The organism is Kocuria flava (genome assembly GCF_001482365.1).
Lineage (GTDB): Bacteria > Actinomycetota > Actinomycetes > Actinomycetales > Micrococcaceae > Kocuria > Kocuria flava.
In genome coordinates this window covers 1,028,677-1,046,538 of record NZ_CP013254.1, presented here as the reverse complement: position 1 = coordinate 1,046,538, position 17,862 = coordinate 1,028,677, and the positions used below count along the sequence as shown (strand labels likewise).

General features: G+C 77.9%; 19 protein-coding genes. 13 read left to right on the top strand and 6 right to left on the bottom strand.

Going from position 1 to position 17,862, the window contains the following annotated elements; translation table 11 throughout:
• Positions 1–133 precede the first annotated feature (133 nt).
• On the top strand, positions 134–1,543 hold the full coding sequence (locus AS188_RS04735) for an MBL fold metallo-hydrolase (protein ID WP_058857889.1): 1,410 nt from the start codon (positions 134–136) through the stop codon (positions 1,541–1,543).
• Between the two features lie 1,220 nt (positions 1,544–2,763).
• On the opposite strand, the gene AS188_RS04725 is transcribed toward AS188_RS04735, so the two are convergent.
• Together AS188_RS04725 and AS188_RS17655 are read right to left on the bottom strand one after the other, a co-directional pair.
• A complete protein-coding gene (locus tag AS188_RS04725; RefSeq protein WP_058857887.1) occupies positions 2,764–3,390 on the bottom strand; it encodes a response regulator in 627 nt (208 codons plus the stop codon).
• A complete protein-coding gene (locus AS188_RS17655) occupies positions 3,387–4,670 on the bottom strand; it encodes a sensor histidine kinase (protein WP_058857886.1) in 1,284 nt (427 codons plus the stop codon). Before AS188_RS17655 ends, AS188_RS04725 begins: the two co-directional genes overlap by 4 nt.
• Positions 4,671–4,918: 248 nt before the next feature.
• Here AS188_RS17655 and AS188_RS04715 point away from each other — a divergent pair, with 248 nt between their 5' ends.
• Positions 4,919–6,025, top strand: a complete 1,107-nt coding sequence (locus AS188_RS04715) for an ABC transporter permease (RefSeq protein ID WP_058857885.1) — start codon at positions 4,919–4,921, stop codon at positions 6,023–6,025.
• A 2-nt stretch (positions 6,026–6,027) separates the two neighbouring features.
• On the top strand, positions 6,028–6,843 hold the full coding sequence (locus tag AS188_RS04710) for an ABC transporter ATP-binding protein (RefSeq protein WP_083529251.1): 816 nt from the start codon (positions 6,028–6,030) through the stop codon (positions 6,841–6,843).
• Here the strand turns inward: AS188_RS04710 and rlmC are convergent.
• Positions 6,807–7,934, bottom strand: a complete 1,128-nt coding sequence (gene rlmC, locus AS188_RS04705) for a 23S rRNA (uracil(747)-C(5))-methyltransferase RlmC (protein WP_058857884.1) — start codon at positions 7,932–7,934, stop codon at positions 6,807–6,809. The two genes, AS188_RS04710 and rlmC, sit on opposite strands and share 37 nt — an antisense overlap.
• Positions 7,935–8,043: 109 nt before the next feature.
• Here rlmC and AS188_RS04700 point away from each other — a divergent pair, with 109 nt between their 5' ends.
• Entirely contained in the window at positions 8,044–8,775 is a 732-nt protein-coding gene (locus AS188_RS04700; protein WP_058857883.1) for a GAF and ANTAR domain-containing protein, read from the top strand.
• Between the two features lie 15 nt (positions 8,776–8,790).
• On the opposite strand, the gene AS188_RS04695 is transcribed toward AS188_RS04700, so the two are convergent.
• Positions 8,791–9,861, bottom strand: coding sequence for an FUSC family protein (locus AS188_RS04695; protein WP_058857882.1), 1,071 nt, complete (start codon positions 9,859–9,861; stop codon positions 8,791–8,793).
• An 88-nt stretch (positions 9,862–9,949) separates the two neighbouring features.
• On the opposite strand from AS188_RS04695, the gene AS188_RS04690 reads away from it, so the two are divergent.
• The 3 genes from AS188_RS04690 to AS188_RS04680 all read left to right on the top strand — a co-directional run bounded on the left by AS188_RS04690 (position 9,950) and on the right by AS188_RS04680 (position 11,108).
• Positions 9,950–10,357 (top strand): fluoride efflux transporter FluC, encoded by a 408-nt coding sequence (locus AS188_RS04690; protein WP_058857881.1) that lies wholly within the window; start codon positions 9,950–9,952, stop codon positions 10,355–10,357.
• Positions 10,354–10,725 (top strand): FluC/FEX family fluoride channel, encoded by a 372-nt coding sequence (locus tag AS188_RS04685; RefSeq protein WP_058857880.1) that lies wholly within the window; start codon positions 10,354–10,356, stop codon positions 10,723–10,725. The genes AS188_RS04690 and AS188_RS04685 overlap by 4 nt, the downstream gene beginning before the upstream one ends.
• A 125-nt stretch (positions 10,726–10,850) precedes the next feature.
• A complete protein-coding gene (locus AS188_RS04680; RefSeq protein WP_058857879.1) occupies positions 10,851–11,108 on the top strand; it encodes a hypothetical protein in 258 nt (85 codons plus the stop codon).
• 123 nt (positions 11,109–11,231) lie between these two features.
• Here the strand turns inward: AS188_RS04680 and AS188_RS04675 are convergent, their stop codons facing one another.
• The gene (locus AS188_RS04675; protein ID WP_058859729.1) at positions 11,232–12,059 is read right to left on the bottom strand and encodes a VOC family protein; all 828 of its coding nucleotides are present in this window, start codon (positions 12,057–12,059) and stop codon (positions 11,232–11,234) included.
• A 211-nt stretch (positions 12,060–12,270) separates the two neighbouring features.
• On the opposite strand from AS188_RS04675, the gene AS188_RS04670 reads away from it, so the two are divergent.
• The 4 genes from AS188_RS04670 (at position 12,271) to AS188_RS04660 (ending at position 15,629) form a co-directional block, all read left to right on the top strand.
• The gene (locus tag AS188_RS04670) at positions 12,271–13,269 is read left to right on the top strand and encodes a zinc-binding alcohol dehydrogenase family protein (protein ID WP_058857878.1); all 999 of its coding nucleotides are present in this window, start codon (positions 12,271–12,273) and stop codon (positions 13,267–13,269) included.
• A 79-nt stretch (positions 13,270–13,348) separates the two neighbouring features.
• Complete coding sequence (locus tag AS188_RS04665; RefSeq protein ID WP_236945055.1) at positions 13,349–14,554, top strand: DUF4389 domain-containing protein; 1,206 nt, start codon at positions 13,349–13,351, stop codon at positions 14,552–14,554.
• A complete protein-coding gene (locus AS188_RS17355; RefSeq protein WP_236945054.1) occupies positions 14,512–15,000 on the top strand; it encodes a DUF4389 domain-containing protein in 489 nt (162 codons plus the stop codon). The genes AS188_RS04665 and AS188_RS17355 overlap by 43 nt, the downstream gene beginning before the upstream one ends.
• Before the next feature lie 92 nt (positions 15,001–15,092).
• A complete protein-coding gene (locus AS188_RS04660; protein WP_058857877.1) occupies positions 15,093–15,629 on the top strand; it encodes a flavodoxin domain-containing protein in 537 nt (178 codons plus the stop codon).
• Between the two features lie 27 nt (positions 15,630–15,656).
• Here the strand turns inward: AS188_RS04660 and AS188_RS04655 are convergent, their stop codons facing one another.
• Complete coding sequence (locus AS188_RS04655) at positions 15,657–16,070, bottom strand: DUF6544 family protein (RefSeq protein ID WP_147050330.1); 414 nt, start codon at positions 16,068–16,070, stop codon at positions 15,657–15,659.
• Positions 16,071–16,185: 115 nt separating this feature from the next.
• On the opposite strand from AS188_RS04655, the gene AS188_RS04650 reads away from it, so the two are divergent.
• Entirely contained in the window at positions 16,186–16,425 is a 240-nt protein-coding gene (locus AS188_RS04650; RefSeq protein WP_058857875.1) for a PLDc N-terminal domain-containing protein, read from the top strand.
• A 188-nt stretch (positions 16,426–16,613) separates the two neighbouring features.
• On the top strand, positions 16,614–17,849 hold the full coding sequence (locus AS188_RS04645) for an FG-GAP repeat domain-containing protein (RefSeq protein WP_058857874.1): 1,236 nt from the start codon (positions 16,614–16,616) through the stop codon (positions 17,847–17,849).
• The last annotated feature ends 13 nt before the right edge of the window (positions 17,850–17,862 follow it).

Below are 17,862 nucleotides of genomic sequence, written 5' to 3'. Positions count from 1 at the left end.
CGGGACCGCCCGGAAAGGGATACCCCAGGGGGTACTTGCGTCATACCCTAGGGGGTATTACCGTAGTACTCGAAGCGACCGGGGAACCCCTCCGGGAGCACCGAGAACCCCGCACCCCGCGAAGGAGACAACCATGCTGCTCGAGCGCATCTACGACGAGGACCTGGCCCAGGCGAGCTACTTCATCGGCTGCCAGCGCAAGGCCGAGGCGGTCGTGGTCGACCCCCGCCGCGACATCCAGGTCTACCTGGACCTCGCGGCCAGGAACGGCATGCGGATCACGGCCGTCACCGAGACCCACATCCACGCCGACTACCTCTCCGGCACCCGCGAGCTGGCCGCCGCCACCGGCGCCACCATGCACGTCTCCGCCGAGGGCGGGCCGGACTGGCAGTACGAGTTCGAGGCCGAGCGCCTGCACGACGGCGACGAGATCCGCATCGGCAACATCGTGGTCGAGGCGGTGCACACCCCCGGGCACACCCCGGAGCACCTGTCCTTCCTCGTGACCGACGGCGCGTTCAGCGACCAGCCCGGCTACATGCTCACCGGCGACTTCGTCTTCTCCGGCGACCTCGGCCGCCCGGACCTGCTCGACGAGGCGGCCGGGGGCGTGGACACCCGCTTCCTGGGCGCCCAGCAGATGTTCCGCAGCCTCCGGGAGAAGTTCCTGACCCTGCCCGACCACGTCCAGGTCTACCCGGGCCACGGCGCCGGCTCCGCCTGCGGCAAGGCCCTGGGCGCCATCCCCTCGACCACCGTGGGCTACGAGCGCCTGTACTCCTGGTGGGGCCACTACGTCGCCTCCGGCGACGAGCAGGGCTTCATCGACGAGCTGCTCGAGGGCCAGCCGGACGCCCCGTTCTACTTCGGCCGCATGAAGCGGCAGAATCGGCAGGGCCCGGCCGTGATGGGCGAGCGCGCCCCGCTGCAGGAGCTGCCCGCCGAGCAGGTCGCCGCCGACCTCGGGGCCGGGACCGTGACCTTCGTGGACACCCGCCCCGCCGCGGTGGTGCACGAGGGCACCGTGGCCGGCGCCCTCAACGTCCCGGCCGGCGGCTCCGTGGCGACCTACGCCGCCTGGGCCGTGGACCCGGAGCGCGACGCCCGCCCGCTCGTGCTGCTGGCCGACGGCCAGGAGGCCGCCCAGGAGTACTGGGACCACCTGGTCCGCGTGGGCATCGACGCCGTGGCCGGCTACGTGACCGGCCTCGAGGGCCTGCCGCAGGAGACCCCGCGGCTGGTCCGGCCCGAGGAGGTGGAGTCCTTCGAGAAGGCCCTGCTGCTCGACGTGCGCGCCAAGAGCGAGCACGCCGCGGGCGCCGTCCCCGGCGCCACCCAGCTGCACGGCGGCCGGGTCCTGTGGAACCTGGACGGCCTCCCGGCCGAGGGCACGATCGTGACCTACTGCCAGAGCGGCATGCGCAGCTCCGTGGTCGCCTCGACCCTGCGCCACGAGGGCTTCGACGTGGTCGAGCTCGACGGCAGCTACGCGGGCTGGCTGGCCCGCCAGGGCGCCCTGGAGACCGCCTCCGTGCGCTGACCCGGCCGGCGGGCACCCCGCCGCCCGCACCCCGACCGGCAGCCCCGGCCGCACGTCCGCGCCCCTGTCCGCACAACTGGTGCTGGTCAGCGGAACCTACGGGTGCGTAGCTTGAGCCCAGCAGCGGTCCTCCGGTCCCGTCCGGGCTCCAGGCAGCTCCACGGGCCCGCGCACGCCCCGGGGACCACGCGGGACGGCCCCGTCCCCTCCGCCCGGAGGAGCCCGGCCCGCCCGCGCGCTGGCACGGCCCCCGCGGGAAGCGCCCGCAGGGCACGACGATCGGAGATCCGGACGCGATGACGACTGCCACCCCCGAGCCACGCCCCGCCCGCCGCCCGGCACGCCGCTGGGCCACCGCCTCCACCACGGCCGCCCTGCTGGCCGGGAGCCTCGTCGCGGGCGGCCCCGCGGCCTCGGCCGCCCCGGGCACGCCCGCCTGCCCCGAGGCCACCGCCGCCTTCGAGACGGCCGTGGCCGGCACCGGCATCACCCCTCAGGCCCTGGCCCAGGTGGAGCTCTCCGCCGAGGCCGTCGCCGCCGCCGAGGCCCGGTACGCCGCCCTGGTCGGCGGCGCCGGCGGGCCGAGCCTGCAGGAGCTGGAGCAGGCCGCCCAGCAGCTGGCGCTGGCCCAGGAGTCCGGGGACCCGGCGGCCGTCGCGGCCGCCGAGGCGCGCCTGGCCGAGCTCGACGCCCGGCTGGGCACCGCGCTCGAGGGCGTGGACCCCGCCGCCGCGCAGCAGGCGGTGGCCGAGTCCACCGTGGTCCTCGACGGCCTGCTCGCCCAGCTGGGGATCGACCAGGCCACGGCCGCGCAGCTGGCGGGGCTGCTCGAGCAGGCCGCGCTGGCCTGCGGGTCCGCCCCGGCCGCGCCCGTCCCGGCTGCACCGGCCCCGGTGGCGCCCGCCCCGGCCGTGGAAGCACCCGTGGCCGCCCCCGCCCCGGCCGTGGAAGCACCCGTGGCCGCCCCCGCCCCGGTCGAGGCCGCGCCGGTGGTCCCCGCCCCGGTCGAGCAGGCCCCGGCCGCACCCGGAGGCGGTCAACCCCGGCTTCGACGTCCAGACGGCCGCCGACGCGCGGTCCTCGGGGACCCCGCTCCTGGTCGCCGGTGCGGGCGGCCTCCTGCTCGCGGCCGCCGCGACCGTCCTCGTGCGCCGGCGCGCCCGCGCCTGACCGGCCCGCACCCGCCCCGTCGTCGTCCGCCCGGCCGTGGGCGGGGGTCCTCAGATGATCCGCTCGGCGCGGGCGCGGTCGACCGCCCGGGTGCGGTTGTCGACCCCGAGCTTGTCGTAGATGTGCACGAGGTGGGTCTTGACCGTGGCCTCGGAGATGAACAGGGCCCGGGCCAGCTCGCGGTTGGTCGCCCCGGTGGCCAGCCGCCGCAGGATCTCGATCTCCCGGCCGGTCAGGGCCGTGGCCGGGGCGCCCAGCCGGTGCACGAGCCGGGCGGTGACCGCGGGCGAGAGCACGGGGCGCCCGGCCGCGGCCGCCTGCACGGCCTCCCGCACGGCCTCGGGCGGGGCGTCCTTGAGCAGGTAGCCGGTGGCGCCGGCCGTCATGGCGGCGACGACGTCCGCCTCGGTGTCGTAGGTGGTCAGGACCAGCACCGGCGGCCCGCCGGCGGCGGAGATCCGGCGGGTGGCCTCGATCCCGTCCATGCCGGGGCCCATCTGCAGGTCCATGACGACCGCGTCCACGGGCGGGTCCGCGGCGGCGAGGACCGCGAGCGCCTCCGCACCGTCGGCGGCCTCGGCGACGACCGTGACCCCGCCGGCGCCCTCGAGCACGGCGCGCAGCCCGGCCCGGACCACGGGGTGGTCGTCGACCAGCAGCACCCGCACGCCCGTCACCGCGCCCGCCCCCGGCCCGCCGGCCGTCCTGCGGCGGGCGCCAGGGGCAGCCGCACCCCCACCACGGTGCCCCCGCCGGGGGCGGACTCGACGGTCAGCCCGCCGCCCAGCTCCCGGACCCGGGCGTCCAGCCCGGTGAGGCCGAAGCCGTGGCCGCCGTCGCGGCGCCCCGGCGGCCGCGCGGGGTCGAACCCCCGGCCGTCGTCGTAGACGTCGAGGGAGACGGCGTCCGGCCAGCCCGCCAGGGTGACCACGGCGGTGCGGGCCCCGGCGTGCTCGGCGACGTTGGCCAGGCACGACTGCGCCGCCCGCAGCAGCACCGCGCTCTGCTCGGGGCCCAGCACGGGCGGCTCGCCCTCGGCGCGGAACCGGCACTCCAGCTCGCCCCCGGCGGCCCGGGCCCGCTCGGCGGTGGCCGCGCACAGCTCGGCCAGTGCCGCGGGCAGCCCCGGGTCCAGGGCCGGGGAGCCGAGGTCGCGCACGAAGCGGCGGGCCTCGGCCAGGTTCTGCGCCGCGGTGGCCTCGATGACGCCGAGCCGCCGGCCCGTGAGCTCCTCGTCCCGGGCGGCGAGGGAGTCCCGGGCGGCGCGGGACATCAGCACGATCGAGGACAGCCCCTGGGCGAGGGTGTCGTGGATCTCCCGGGCGAGGCGCTCGCGCTCCCCCGCCCGCCCGGCCTCCCGCTCCCGCCGGGCCAGCTCCCACCGGGCGGACTCGAGCGCGCGCACGGTCCGGCGGTGCCGCTCGGCCTCGCGGTAGAGCGCGCGGTAGACGCGCCCGGCGACGACGGCGGAGACCGCCCCGACCACCGGCCCCACCGCCATGGCCGGTGCGAACGCGCCGGGGCCGGCGTGCAGGTACTGGGCGAGCACGACCACGGCGGTGAGCCCCGCGACGACCGGCAGCGCGGCCGCCCGCGGCAGCAGGACGAGGTAGACGAAGAAGAGGGGGAAGACCACCCAGGAGAAGTCCGGGCTGAACAGCGTCAGCGCGCCCCACAGGAGGGTGATCGCCGCGAGCCAGGGCAGCGCGAGCCGGCGCGGGTCCCGTCCCGTGCGCCCGGTGGCGGCGCGGCTCTCCGCCACCGTCCCCGCGAGGTAGGTCAGGGCGAGGACGGCCGCCAGGCCCAGCACCGGCAGGGGCCCGCCCGGCGGGGCCTGGCCCGCCCGGGACTCCAGCAGGACCCGCAGCACCCCCAGCAGGAGCAGCCCGGCGAAGCCGACGTGCAGGGTGACGCGCAGGGCACGCAGCAGGGCGGTCGTCGAGCTGTCCTCCTGCACGCTGCCTCCTCCGGCTCCCGGTGCCCGCCGGCGGCCCGGCGGGGTGCGGGCGACCGGGGAGCTCCCGGCCATGCTACGGGCGCCGCCCCGGTCCCGGATCAACCGTTCGGTCGATCCGGGAGCCCGCCGGACGGCGCCGGCGGACCGACCGTGCGGGCGATGGGGCGGACGGGGCGGCGGGAGCATGCTGGGGGCACGGGCAGCGCCCGTCCACGACCACCGCACGCACCAGCACCCAGGAGCACCCCGTGTACCTGTCCGTCCGCGACCTCCTCTTCGCCCGGGGGCGCTTCGCCCTCGTCGGCGGGGCGGTCGCCCTCATCACCCTGCTGCTCGTCCTGCTCACCGGCCTCACCGAGGGCCTGGGCCGGCAGAACACCTCGGGCCTCGAGCGCCTGGAGGCCGCCCGCATCGTGCTCGACGCCCCGGCCGACGGCTCCGGCGAGGCCTCCTTCACCGACTCCGCGCTCACCGCCGAGCAGACCCGCGCCTGGGCGCGCACGGCCGGGGCCCCCGCCGTCGAGCGCCTCGGCGCGGCCCAGACCCGCGCCGAGGCCGGCGGCTCCGCCGCCGCGGTCGCCGTCCTCGCCCTGGAGGAGGACACCGGCCTGGCCCCCGGCCTCCGGGCCCTCGAGGGCCGCTCCCACCCGGGCCCCGGCCAGGCCGTGCTCAGCGCCGCGGTGGCCGAGGACCTCGGGGTGGGCCCCGGGGACACCGTGCGCCTGTCCTCCGCCGCGCTGCGGGTCGCGGGCGTGACCGAGGACGTCCACCACAGCCACCTGCCCGTCGTGTGGGCCGCCGTCGCCGACCTGCCCGCGATCGCGCACCTGGGCGGGGACGCCGTGGCCACCGCGCTGGCCCTGCCCGCCGCCGGGGACCCGCCGGACGCGCAGGCCACCGCCGCCGCGGACGCCGCGGCCGGGACGGTCACCACCGACACCCGGGGGGCGTTCGCCGCGCTGCCCGCCTACGCCTCGGAGCGCGGGTCGCTGCTGGCGATGCAGGGCTTCCTCTACGGGATCTCCGCACTGGTGGTCGTGTCCTTCCTCACCGTGTGGACGCTCCAGCGCACCCGCGACGTCGCGGTGCTGCGGGCGCTGGGCGCCTCCCGCGGCTACCTGCTGCGCGACGCCCTGGCCCAGGCCGCCGCGGTGCTCGTGCTCGGCGCCCTCGCCGGCGCGCTCGCCGGCGGGCTGACCGGTCTCGCCGCCGGCACCGCGGTGCCCTTCGCCACCGGGCCCGCCACCGTCCTGCTCCCGGCCCTCGGCGTGGCCGTCCTCGGCGGGGCCGGCGCCCTGCTCGCGACCCGCCGCGTCTCGTCCGTCGATCCCCTGCTCGCCCTCGGAGGCACCTGACCATGGTTCCCGCACCCGCTCCCCCGTCCGCCGCGCCCGCCGGCGCCCGTCCCCCGGCCCTCGAGCTCGCGGGCGTGGACCTGCTGCACCCCGACGGCACGGACGCCGCCGGGCTCCCGCGCACGGTCCGGGCCCTCGACGGCGTGGACCTCACCGCACGGGCGGGAACGGTCACCGCCCTGGTCGGGCCCTCGGGCTCGGGCAAGTCCTCCCTGCTCGCCGTCGCCGCCGCCCTCGTGCGCCCCACCGCGGGCTCCGTGCGCCTGGACGGGCAGGAGCTGACCGGCCTGCCCGAGCCGGAGCTGGCCCGGGTGCGCCGCACGCGGATCGGGGTGGTCTTCCAGCAGCCCAACCTCCTGCCGTCCCTGACCGCCCTGGAGCAGCTCGTGCTCACCGCCCACGTGCGCGGGGCCCGCGGCGCACGGCTCGCCGGCGCCCGGGAGCGGGCGGCCGGGCTGCTGGAGCTCGTGGGCCTGTCCGCCGCGGCGGGCCGGCGCCCGCACCAGCTCTCCGGCGGGCAGCGCCAGCGCGTGAACATCGCCCGGGCGCTGATGGCCCGTCCGCGGGTGCTGCTGGCCGACGAGCCGACCGCGGCCCTGGACCGGGAGCGCTCGCGGGAGATCGCCGAGCTGCTCGTGTCCGCGACCCGGCGCTTCGGCACGGCCACGGTGCTGGTCACCCACGACCCCGGCCTCGTCCCGCTGGCCGACCGCTGCGCGACGATGCTCGACGGCCGGCTGCGGCTCGACCCGGCCCCGGCGGGGCGGGGCCGGGACGGGGATCAGGCGGCGCGCTCGAGCAGCACCATCACTTCGTAGTGGCGGGTCTGCGGGAACATGTCCAGCACCCGCGCCCGGCGCGGCACGAGGGACGGCATCGCGGCGAGGTCGCGGGCCAGGGTGACGGCGTTGCAGCTGGAGTAGACCACGTGCGCCGCCCCGGAGGACTCCAGCCACCCGGCCAGCCGCGGCCCGATCCCGCGCCGCGGCGGGTTGACGACCACGAGCCCGGGGGCCTCCCGCGCGGCCAGGGCGAAGGCCGTGGCGTCCCCGGCGGCGAACTCCACCCCCGTCAGCCCGGCCTCGCGGGCGCTGAGCTGCGCGGAGGCCACGGCCTCGGCGCTGGTCTCGATCCCGGTGACCGTGCGCCCCGGGGCTGCCACGTGCAGCGCGAAGCCGCCCACGCCGCAGTAGAGGTCCCACACGGTGGCCGGGTCCAGCTCGTCGACCCACTCGCGGGCCTGCCGGTAGAGGGCGGCGGCCACCGCCGTGTTGGTCTGGAAGAAGCTGCGCGGGCGCAGGTGCAGCACCACGTCGCCGAGGGCCATCGGCAGGGTCTGCCGCTCGGTGAGCACGATCTCCTCGGGGCCCTCGAGCACCGCCTTGTGCTCCGGCTGGAGGTTGACGGAGACCACGGCCAGCCGCGGCAGCCGCTCCCGCAGCGCGGGCAGGTGCTTGCGGATGCGCACCACGGACTCCGTGGAGCGCAGCACGAAGCGCAGCATGAGCTCCCCCGCGGGGGACTCGGTGAGGATCAGGTGCTTGAGCTCCCCGCGCCGGGCCGGCACGTCGTAGGGCACGAGGGAGGCCCGGGTCACGAACGCGGCGAGCGCGGGCAGCGCGGCGGTCAGCCCGGGGGCGGCGATCCCGCAGCGGCGCAGGTCCACGCCCCGGCCCTGCTCGTCGAGGATGCCGAGGGTCGGCTCGTCCGCGGTGCCGCCCACGACCATCTTCGCCTTGTTGCGGAACCCGGACTCCGGGCCGGCCACCGGCGGCAGCCACTCGAGGCCCGGGCGCTCGCCCAGCAGCCCGCGGCAGTGCTCCTGCTTGCCGGCCAGCTGCTCGTCGTGGGGTCGCCCCATGAGGGTGCAGGAGCGGCACGCCCCGGCGTCGTGGTAGTCGCACTGCATGGCCCCCGAGTCTACGCGGGGGCCCTTGCTAGAGTGGCGGGGCGCCGCGGCGGGAGTGCCCCGGCGCCCGGCGGACCCCCGCCGGGAACGACCGAGGATCGGACGGGACATGACCGAGCACGCGGCGGGCCCCGCGCCCGCGGAACGGCTCCAGGACCTGCTGCTGGAGAGCGAGGACATCGCGGGCTTCCTCGAGGAGTTCACCCGCACGATGGCCGCCGCGCTCTCGGGCGGCGGGCAGAGCCACTGCGCGGTGACGCTGATCCGCCACCGGCGCGGCACCACCGTGGCCTCCTCCAGTCCGGAGGCCGCGCTGCTGGACGAGGTGCAGTACGGCTTCGGCGAGGGCCCCTGCCTGACCGCGGTCCGGGAGCGGCGCACGGTGCACGTGCCGGACCTGCGCACCGACGGCCGGTGGCCGGCCTACGCCGAGGCCGCCGGGAAGGTCGGCGTGCGCGCCGTGCTCGGGGTCCCGTTCGAGCTGGGGGACGAGGCGCAGGCGGGCTTCAACGTCTACGCGGAGCGCCCGGGGGCCTTCGACGACGACACCGTGCGGACGGTGCAGCGCGAGGTGCTGCTGGCGTCGAAGGGCCTGCGGCTCGCGGTGCGGCTGGCCCGGCACCGGGAGGAGCGGGAGGACCTGCGGGCGGCGATGCGCTCGCGCACCCCGATCGACCTCGCCGTGGGCATCGTGATGGGCCAGAACCGCTGCTCCCAGGAGCGGGCGGTGGAGATCCTCAAGGCCGCCTCGAGCCACCGCAACGTCAAGCTGAGCGACCTCGCCGCCGACCTCGTGGCCACCGTGGGCCGGGGGCCGGCCGCGACGCACTTCGAGGCCTGAGCCGGGGCGGGCTCGTCAGCGGGCCTCGGCCCGGGTGCTGCCGGCCGCGGGGGCGGTGGGCGGGGCGAGGACGTCCACGAGCCGCCGCAGGTCCTGCGCCGCGGCCAGCACCAGCCGGCCCTCCTGGTCGGTGGGGTCCACGGGTTCGTCGAAGAGCCGGTCGAGCCGGGAGCGCACGGCCGCCGCGCCCTCCCGGGTGTCTTCGCTCTGGGACCACGCCCGCACGCACGCGGCGGCGCCGCGCACGGCCTCGGCCAGCCGGTCCGCGACCTCCTCGGAGATCCGCCAGTCGCGCCGGTCGGGATCGTGCAGGGCCCGCAGCACGTCCGTGAACCCGCGCACGTGGAAGACCAGGCGGTCGAGGGTGTTCAGCGGCCGGTAGCCGGGGTCCAGCCCGCGGCGGCGGCGGCGCAGCACGGCCCGCGGGTTGCCCCGGGCGGTGAGCGCGGACTCGTCGACGGCCTCGCGCACCTCGCCGGTGAGCCGCACGAGGTCGTGGTTGCGCTGCTCCCAGTCGCGCCCCCCGCTCGCCCCGGGGCTCTCGAGCTCCCCGGCCACGTCCTCGAGGTAGTCGACGACGGCGCCCTGCAGGCGGTCCAGCTGCAGCCGGGCGCTGCGGAAGTCCAGCGGCGGCAGGACCGTCACGTTGACGAGCAGCCCGATGCCCACGCCGACCGCCATCTGGACGAGGTAGCCCAGCGAGTAGTTCTCCGCGTCCTGGCCGCCGAGGATCAGCACGAACACCGCTCCCACGGGGACGTAGTCGGCGCCCGCCCCGAGGCGGCGGATCCCGGACAGGAGCACGCCCAGGCCCACGGCCACGCCGATGGTCAGCAGGTTGGGGTCGCCCACGAGCAGCACCCCGGCGGCGAGCAGGATCCCGAGGGCCAGCCCGGCGAGGGTCTGCAGCCCCGTGCGCACCGAGCCCATGACGGTCGGGTACATGGCGCAGATGGCCCCGAGCGGGGCGTAGTAGGGGTACTGGTCGATGACGCCCGGCATGCGCTGGGCCACGACCCAGGACAGGGACACGGCCAGGGCGGCCTTGACGGCGAGCAGGACCCGTGGCCAGCGGATGGTGTGCATCCGACCGATGATACGGACCCGCCGGTAGGATCGTCCCGCCCCGCCGTGCGCACCCGGCCGCCGCGGCCCGCACCCGCCAGGAGGACCCGTGCCCCGACCGCCGCACCGGAGACCGCTGCTGATCCTCGCCGTGGGCGCGGGCGGGGCCGCCGGCACGGGCGCCCGCCACGGGCTGGCGCTGCTGCTGCCCCCGGCCGCCGGGTGGCCGGTGGCGACCCTCGCGGCGAACCTGCTGGGCGCCTTCCTGCTCGGACTGCTGCTGGAGGCCCTCGCCCGCCGCGGCGCGGAGACGCCGCGCCGGGAGCTGCTGCGGCTGGGTCTGGGCACGGGCGCCCTGGGCGGGTTCACGACCTTCTCCGCCCTCGCCCTGGAGACCGAGCGGCTGCTGGCCGGCGGTGCCCCCGGTCAGGCCGTGGGCTATCTCGTCCTGTCCGTGACGGGCGGGTTCGCGGCCTGCCTGGCCGGGGTGCTGCTCGCGGGACGGCGGCGGCCGTGACGGCGCTGCTGGTGTGCCTGCTGGGCGGGCTGGGGGCGGTGGCCCGGTTCACGGTCGACGGTGCCGTGCGGCAGCGGTGGGGCGGGACGTTCCCCGTGGGCACGGTCGTGGTCAACGTCACCGGCTCCCTGCTGGCGGGCCTGCTCGCGGGCGCCGCACTGGCCGGCGCCCTCGGCGGCACCGCGGCCACGGCGGCGGTGGCCGGGTTCTGCGGCGGGTACACGACGTTCTCCACGGCCATGACCGACACGGTCCGCCTCGCCCGGCAGGGCCGGGTGCGCCGGGCCGTGCTCAACGCCGCGGGCACGGCCGCGCTCGCCCTCGCCGCCGCCGCCGCGGGCCTGAGCGCCGCCGCGGCGCTGGGCTGAACCACCGCCGCGCGTCCGGGATCCGGGCGCCGGACCGGACGGGCCCTGGGTCATCACCAGCAGGCTTGCTACTGTGGCCGGACACCGACCCGGCGTGCGAACGCCCGCAGAGAGCGAGGACAACCATGGCCGAGATCAATCCCGAGGACGCCCGCAACGACCCCGAGAAGGCTCGCAAGGCCCTCGACGAGCAGGACGGGCGCAGCTACGCGGGCGACACCCCGCCCGACGCCGGGGTGGGCGTCGGCCCGGACAACCCCGACCTCGACGTCGACCGCCCGGGCGACTCCGCCAAGGGCAAGGTCTGGATCGGCGTGATCGTGGGTCTCGTGGCGCTGTTCGTCCTGCTGTGGTTCGTCGGCGCCGTGGTGGGCATGTTCTGAGTCCCCACTGCTGATCCGCCCGGACCGGGGTGCCGCCGTGCCGGCGGCACCCCGGTCCGCACGCGTCCGGGCCCCGCACCTCCCGCTCCGGCGCGCCGCTGACCCGCCGCCCGGGGCGGCGGGTCAGCGGCGCAGCTTCCGGCTCCAGGAGTGGTCGTCCCAGTCCTCGGAGCGGGGTCCCGTCATGGCGAAGCGCTCCCCGTCGGGGCCGGCGGCGAGGACCAGCTCGCCGTAGCCGAACTCCTCCGGCTCGCCCAGCAGCGACCCGCCGGCGGCGACGACGGCCTCGGCCGCGGTCTCGGCGTCGTCGACCTCGAAGCACACCCACCACATCGGGGGCGCCTCCCGCAGGGGGTCCACGTCCGGGGCGGGCACCCCGATCCCGCCGCCGCGCTCGGAACCGGGGACCGTGAAGGCCGCGTAGGCCTCGTGCCGGGTGCCCAGCTCCCGGTAGGCGTAGCCGAAGACCGCGGCGTAGAACCGCTCGGCGGCCCGCTGGTCGCGGGTCATCAGCTCGCACCAGGCCACCGTCCCGTGCCCGCCGACCACGCTGAACCCGGTGTGCCGCCCCGGCTGCCACACCCCGAACGCGGCCCCGGTCGGGTCCGCCCACACGCCCATCGACCCGAAGTCCCCGACCCGCACCGGCTCGAGCACCGGGCGGGCCCCGGCGGCGACGGCCGCCCGCCCGGTGGCCGCGAGGTCGTCGGAGGCGAGGTAGACCGCCCAGGCGTGCGGGTCGTCCTCCGCCCCCGGCAGCCCGGGAGAGAGCCCCGCCACGGGCTCCCCGGCCACGAGCGCGTTGCAGTAGCCCCCGAAGGCGGGGTCGGAGGGCGTGAACCGCCACCCCAGCACGGTGGCGTAGAAGTCCTCGGACCGGTCCAGGTCCGAGACCATGAGGTCTGCCCAGCACGGGGCCCCCGGGGGCCACCGGTCGACGCGCTCTGCCACGGTCCGCACCTTCCCTCGTGCCGCGCGCGGGCCGCCCGGCCGTGCCCCCATGGTCCCCGCCCGGCCCGCCGTTGGGAACACCCGGGCCGGCCGGGCCGGGATTAACATTGCCGGCGCTCTTCCGGGGGCCCGGGGGCGTTCCTACACTCGGGAGCAGACGAGGGGCCGCGGCCGCGGCCGCGCCCCGACCACGGGGGACGGACGGGCGGCCATGCGTGCTTGGTGGATCGAGGAGCCCGGGCCCGTCGAGGGCGGGCCACTGCGCTTCGGCCGCTGCCCGGACCCCGTCCCCGGGCCCGGCGAGCTGCTCCTGCGGGTGCGCGCGTGCGGGGTCTGCCGCACCGATCTGCACCTGGCCGAGGGGGACCTGCCGCTGCACCGCCCCGGGGTGGTCCCCGGCCACGAGGTCGTCGGCGAGATCGTGGCCCTGGGTCCCGGCTGCACCCGCTTCCGCCGGGGCGAGCGCGTGGGTGCCGCGTGGCTGCGGCACACCTGCGGGCGCTGCCGCTTCTGCCGCCGCGGCCGGGAGAACCTGTGCACGGCCCCGCGCTTCACCGGGTGGGACGCCGACGGCGGCTACGCGGAGCGCACGGTCGTCCCCGAGGCCTTCGCCTACCGGCTGCCCGAGGAGTTCGACGACGTCGCGGCCGCGCCGCTGCTGTGCGCGGGCATCATCGGCTGGCGGGCGCTGAAGCTGGCGGAGCTGCCGCCCGGCGGCCGGCTGGGGATCTACGGGTTCGGGGCCTCGGCGCACCTGGCCGCGCAGGTCGCGATCCACCAGGGCGCCGAGGTGCACGTGCTGACCCGCTCCGAGCGGGCGCGCGAGCTGGCCCGCGAGCTGGGCGCCGCCTCCGTGGGCGGGGCCGCCGACCCCCCGCCGCGGCTGCTCGACGCCGCCGTGCTCTTCGCCCCGGCCGGCGAGCTCGTGCCGCCGGCGCTGCGGGCGCTCGACCGCGGCGGGACCCTCGCCGTGGCCGGCATCCACCTCAGCACGATCCCCGCGCTCGACCACGCCGCCGAGCTCTTCCAGGAGCGCCGGCTGCGCAGCGTCACGGCGAACACCCGCCGGGACGGCGAGGAGTCCCTGCGCCTGGCCGCGCGGCTGCGGCTGCGGCCCACGACCGTCCCCTACCGCCTCGAGCACGCCGACCGCGCGCTCGCCGACCTCGCCGCGGACCGGCTGACGGGCGCCGCCGTCCTGCGCGTCTGACGCCCCGCGGCACCGGTCCCGCACCGGCGCCGCACCCGACGCCCGGCCGCGGCCGGGCCCGAGCCCACCGGGGGATCCCATGACCGACCGTCCCGTCCCCGCACCGACCGCCCCGCACCGGCCGCCGCCGCGGGCCCGGCCGGGCCAGTGGGTGCTGCTGGTGCTCGGCACCGTCCTGACCGTCCTCGGCGCGGGCTCCCTGGTGCTGGGGCTCGTGCTGGCCGGGGCCGCGGCGGCCCAGGACGACGGCCGGTGGCTGACCGGCGGCACCGAACGCCACCAGACCGTCGGGCGCGCCCTCACGAGCCCGCCCGCGCAGCTGGACACCGGCGGCGCGCCGCTGCCCGAGCTGCCGTTCCTCGACCCGGAGGACCAGCTCGCCGCCGTGCAGGTGCGCGCCGGCGCGGTGGACCCGGCGCAGGAGCTGTTCGTGGGCGTGGCCCCCACCGCCGACGTCGAGCGCTATCTCGAGGGCGTGCCCCGCGCCGAGCTCGGCGAGGACACCCGCGACGACGACGAGCAGGAGGCCCCCGTCGGCGAGCGCACCCCGGAGCGCCCCGGCGAGCAGCCGTTCTGGGCGGTCTCCGACCAGGGCACCGGGACCCGGGAGGTCGCCTTCGAGCTGCGCCCGGGCCGGTGGAGCCTGGTCGTGATGAACGCCGACGCCTCGGCCCCCGTGTGGGTGGACCTGCAGGCCGGGGCCCGCTCCGACCTGCTCGGCCCGCTGTCCACCGGGCCGCTGCTGGGCGGGGCGGTCGCGCTCGTGCTCGGCCTGCCCCTGCTGCTGCTCGGGGCCGCGGGCCTGGGCCGCGACGCCGACCCGGAGCTGACCCGGGCCCGGCCGCGCGGCCGCGGCGGGCCCTCCGCCCCGTCCGCTCCCCCGCCCGGGACCGGCCCCGGGGCGGCCCGGGCCGAAACGCCCGACCGGGCGGCGTACCCGGTCGCGCTCACCGGCCACCTGGACCGGGGACTGTCGCGGGGGCTGTGGCTGGTGAAGTGGCTGCTGGTGGTCCCCCACGCCCTCGTGCTGGCCGTGCTGTGGCCGGCGCTGCTGGTCACCACGGTCGCGGCGGGGCTCACGGTCCTGTTCACCGGCCGCTACCCCCGGCCCTGGTTCGCCTTCGCGGTCGGCGTGCTGCGCTGGAGCTGGCGGGTGGGCTTCTACGCCTACTCGGCGCTGGGCACCGACCGGTACCCGCCGTTCACCCTCGCCTCCGCCCCCCCTACCCGGCGGACCTGGAGGTGGCCCGCCCCGAACGGCTCTCCCGCGGGCTGGTGCTCGTGAAGTGGTGGCTGCTCGCGATCCCGCACCTGCTGGTCCTGGCCGTGCTCACCGGCGGGACGGGGGGAACGACCACGGCCCGGGACGCGGAGGGGGACGTCGTGACCACCACGGGCTCCTGGAGCCCGTCCCTGCTGGGCCTGCTCGTGCTGGTCGCGGCCGTGGCGCTGCTGTTCACCGGCCGCTACCGGGAGGGGCTCTTCGCCCTCGTGGTGGGGATCAACCGCTGGGTCTACCGGGTCGCGGCCTACGTGCTGCTGCTGCGCGACGAGTACCCGCCCTTCCGGCTCGACCAGGGCCCGGTCGAGCCGGTGCCGCCCGGGCCGGCCACCCGCCCGGCCGCCGAGCCGCCCGAGCCGGGCCGGGCACCCTCCCCGCCCCCGCCGGAGCACGGTCCGCCGCCCCCGGCCCGGTCCGACCCGGGGGCACCGCCCCCGCCCTGGGCCTGAACCGGCGGGGCCCCGGCGTCACGGAACCGCCGGGAGCGCGCCCGCGGGGCCGGGAGCCCTACCCTGGGAGCACACCGGAGGAGGTGGCAGGAATGCGCGTTCTCGTCGCGTGCGCCAGCGCCCACGGCTCGACCACGGGGATCGCCCGCCGGATCGGCGAGGTCCTGGAGTCCCGGGGCTGCACGGTCGACGTCGTGCCGATCGGAGCGGACCCGGACCCCGGCGGCTACGACGCGGCCGTGCTCGGGAGCGCGGTCCACAACCAGGCGTGGCTGCCGGAGGCCACCGCGTTCGTGCAGCGCCACCGGGACGCCCTGCGGGCCCGCCCGGTGTGGCTGTTCAGCGCGGGCATGTCCGCGGCGCTGCCCCGGCCCGTGCGCGGGGCGGCGCACAGGGCCCAGGACCGGCGGATGGCGGCGGCCCTGCGCGACCTCGTCCGCCCCCGGGGCCACCGGCTGTTCTCCGGGCTGGCCCGCCCCGAGCAGTTCCCGGGCGCGGTGGGCCGGGTCGCCCGGGTGCTGGGCGTGCGCTTCGGCGACCACCGCGACTGGGACGCCGTCGCGTCCTGGGCCGGGCAGATCGCCGGGGAGCTGACCGCCGAGCACCAGGACGCCCCCGGACGGTCCTGAGCGTCCCGCCCCGGGGTCGGGGACGGGTCAGCGCAGGATCACGCCCTCGATCCGCGCCCGGAAGAACTCGCCCTCGGCCTGCCGGGCGGTGCCCCGGTCCCAGCCCGCCCGCAGCCGCTCGGGCGGCCCCAGCATGCGGGTGCGGGCCGCCCGGGCGAAGCCGTGCCCCGGGGCGAGCAGCTGCCGGGCCCGGAAGCGCCGCCAGCGCCCGCCCAGCCGGATCCGCCCGCTCATCACCGCCTCCGTCGTCGTCCACGCGGGCGTGCCCGGCGGCACGGCGTGCTCCGGCCACCGCCGCGCCGGCTCGGGCAGGGCGGCCAGGCGGGCGCGGTCGGCGGGCGGTGGCGTCGTCGTCGGCAGGAGCCCGGCCCAGCGGTCCCGGGCCGCGCACGGCACGGAGCGCGGCACGGCCGCCGCACGTCCTCGGGGAAACACGTCCACGGCTCTCTCCTGCCCGGCGCGACGCGCGCCGTTGACCGGTGCGGGCGCCCATTCCACCATGGGATCCCGGGGCCGTTCCAGGACCGCGGTCCCGCCCGAGCCCGAGGAGACGACCATGACGCGCACCCCCGACCGCAGCTGCCGGACGAAGCGGTGGGACGAGCTCACCGACGCCCAGCGGACGGCGCTGCTCGTGCTGGCCTCGGTGCAGGTCTCGCTGGCCGTGACCGCCTGGACCGACCTGGCCCTGCGCCCGGCCGCGCAGGTCAACGGCCGCAAGGCCGCCTGGGCGGCGGTCATCGCCGTGAACTTCGTGGGCCCGGTGCTCTACTTCGCCCGCGGCGTGCGCCGCTGAGCCGACCGTCCGGGGACGACCCGGGTTGTCCCTGGTGCGCGGGACGGGGCGGTCCTACACTGTGAGCACCAGGATTTGCTTCCGTTCACCACGGAGCCGCCCCTGACCCCACCGGACGTCCGGGGCACGCCCCGCGCACGGCGCCGGTCCTGTGCCCGATCGGCACTCGGAGGTCTGGGGGACCTGTCATGTCACGCTCGATGCTCACGCGGCTGCTCACCGGCGCTTCGGCCGCGCTGCTGGCCGCGACCGGGATCGCGGTCGCCGGCCCGGCCCAGGCCGCGACCGCGCAGCCCTTCCTCTCCTACCGCGACGGGTGGCGCGTCGAGCGGCACCCGCGCGCGCTCGGCGACCTCAACGGCGACGGCCGCGACGACGTGGTCGGCTTCGGCGACGCCGGGGTGTGGGTCGGCTACGGCCGGGCCGACGGCACGTTCACCGCCCCGGCCCTGGCCGTCCGCGACTTCGGCTGGAACCAGGGGTGGCGGGTCGACCGGCACCCGCGGCACGTGGCCGACGTCGACGGCGACGGCCGCGACGACCTCGTCGGCTTCGGCGACGCCGGGGTGGTCGTCTCCTACGCCCAGCCCGGCGGCGGCTTCACCGCCCCGCAGCTGAAGCTGCGCGAGTTCGGCTGGGACCAGGGCTGGCGCACCGACCAGCACGTGCGCGCGCTGGCCGACCTCTCCGGCAACGGCACGGCGGACATCGTGGGCTTCGGCCACTCCGGGGTGACCGTCGCCCACGGCCGGGCCGACCGCATCTTCGACGGCGCCGGCAAGCGGATCGACAGCTACGGCTGGGACCGCGGCTGGCGGGTGGAGAAGAACCCGCGGCTGCTCGCCGACGTGGACGGCAACGGCACGGCGGACATCGTCGGCTTCGGGGACGCGGGGACCTACGTCTCCTCCTTCTCGGTGCTGGGCGACACGTTCACCCAGCCCGCGCTGGAGGTCCGCGACTTCGGCTGGGCCCAGGGCTGGCGCGTCGACCAGCACCCGCGGGCGGTCGCCGACGCCAACGGCGACGGCCGGGCCGATCTCATCGGCTTCGGCCGGGCCGGGACGTATGCGGCCTACTCCCGCGCCCACCAGGCCGGGGAGCCGACGTTCTTCCCCGTCAGCCTGGAGCTGGCCGACCTCGGGAGCGCCCAGGGCTGGCGGGTCGACCGCCATCCCCGGGGCACGGCCGACGTCAACGGCGACGGGATCGCCGACGTGGTCGGCTTCGGCAACGCGGGCACCTACGCGGCCTTCGGGGACGACAACGTCCTCGTCGGCCCGCAGCTGCTGAGCCCGGAGTTCGGCTACGGCGCCGGGTGGACCCCGGACCGGTACCCGCGCCTGCTGGGCGACGTCAACGGCGACGGCCGCGACGACGTCGTCGGCTTCGGGTTCTCCGCCACCTACGTCGGGCTGCTCTGACCCGGAACCGGTC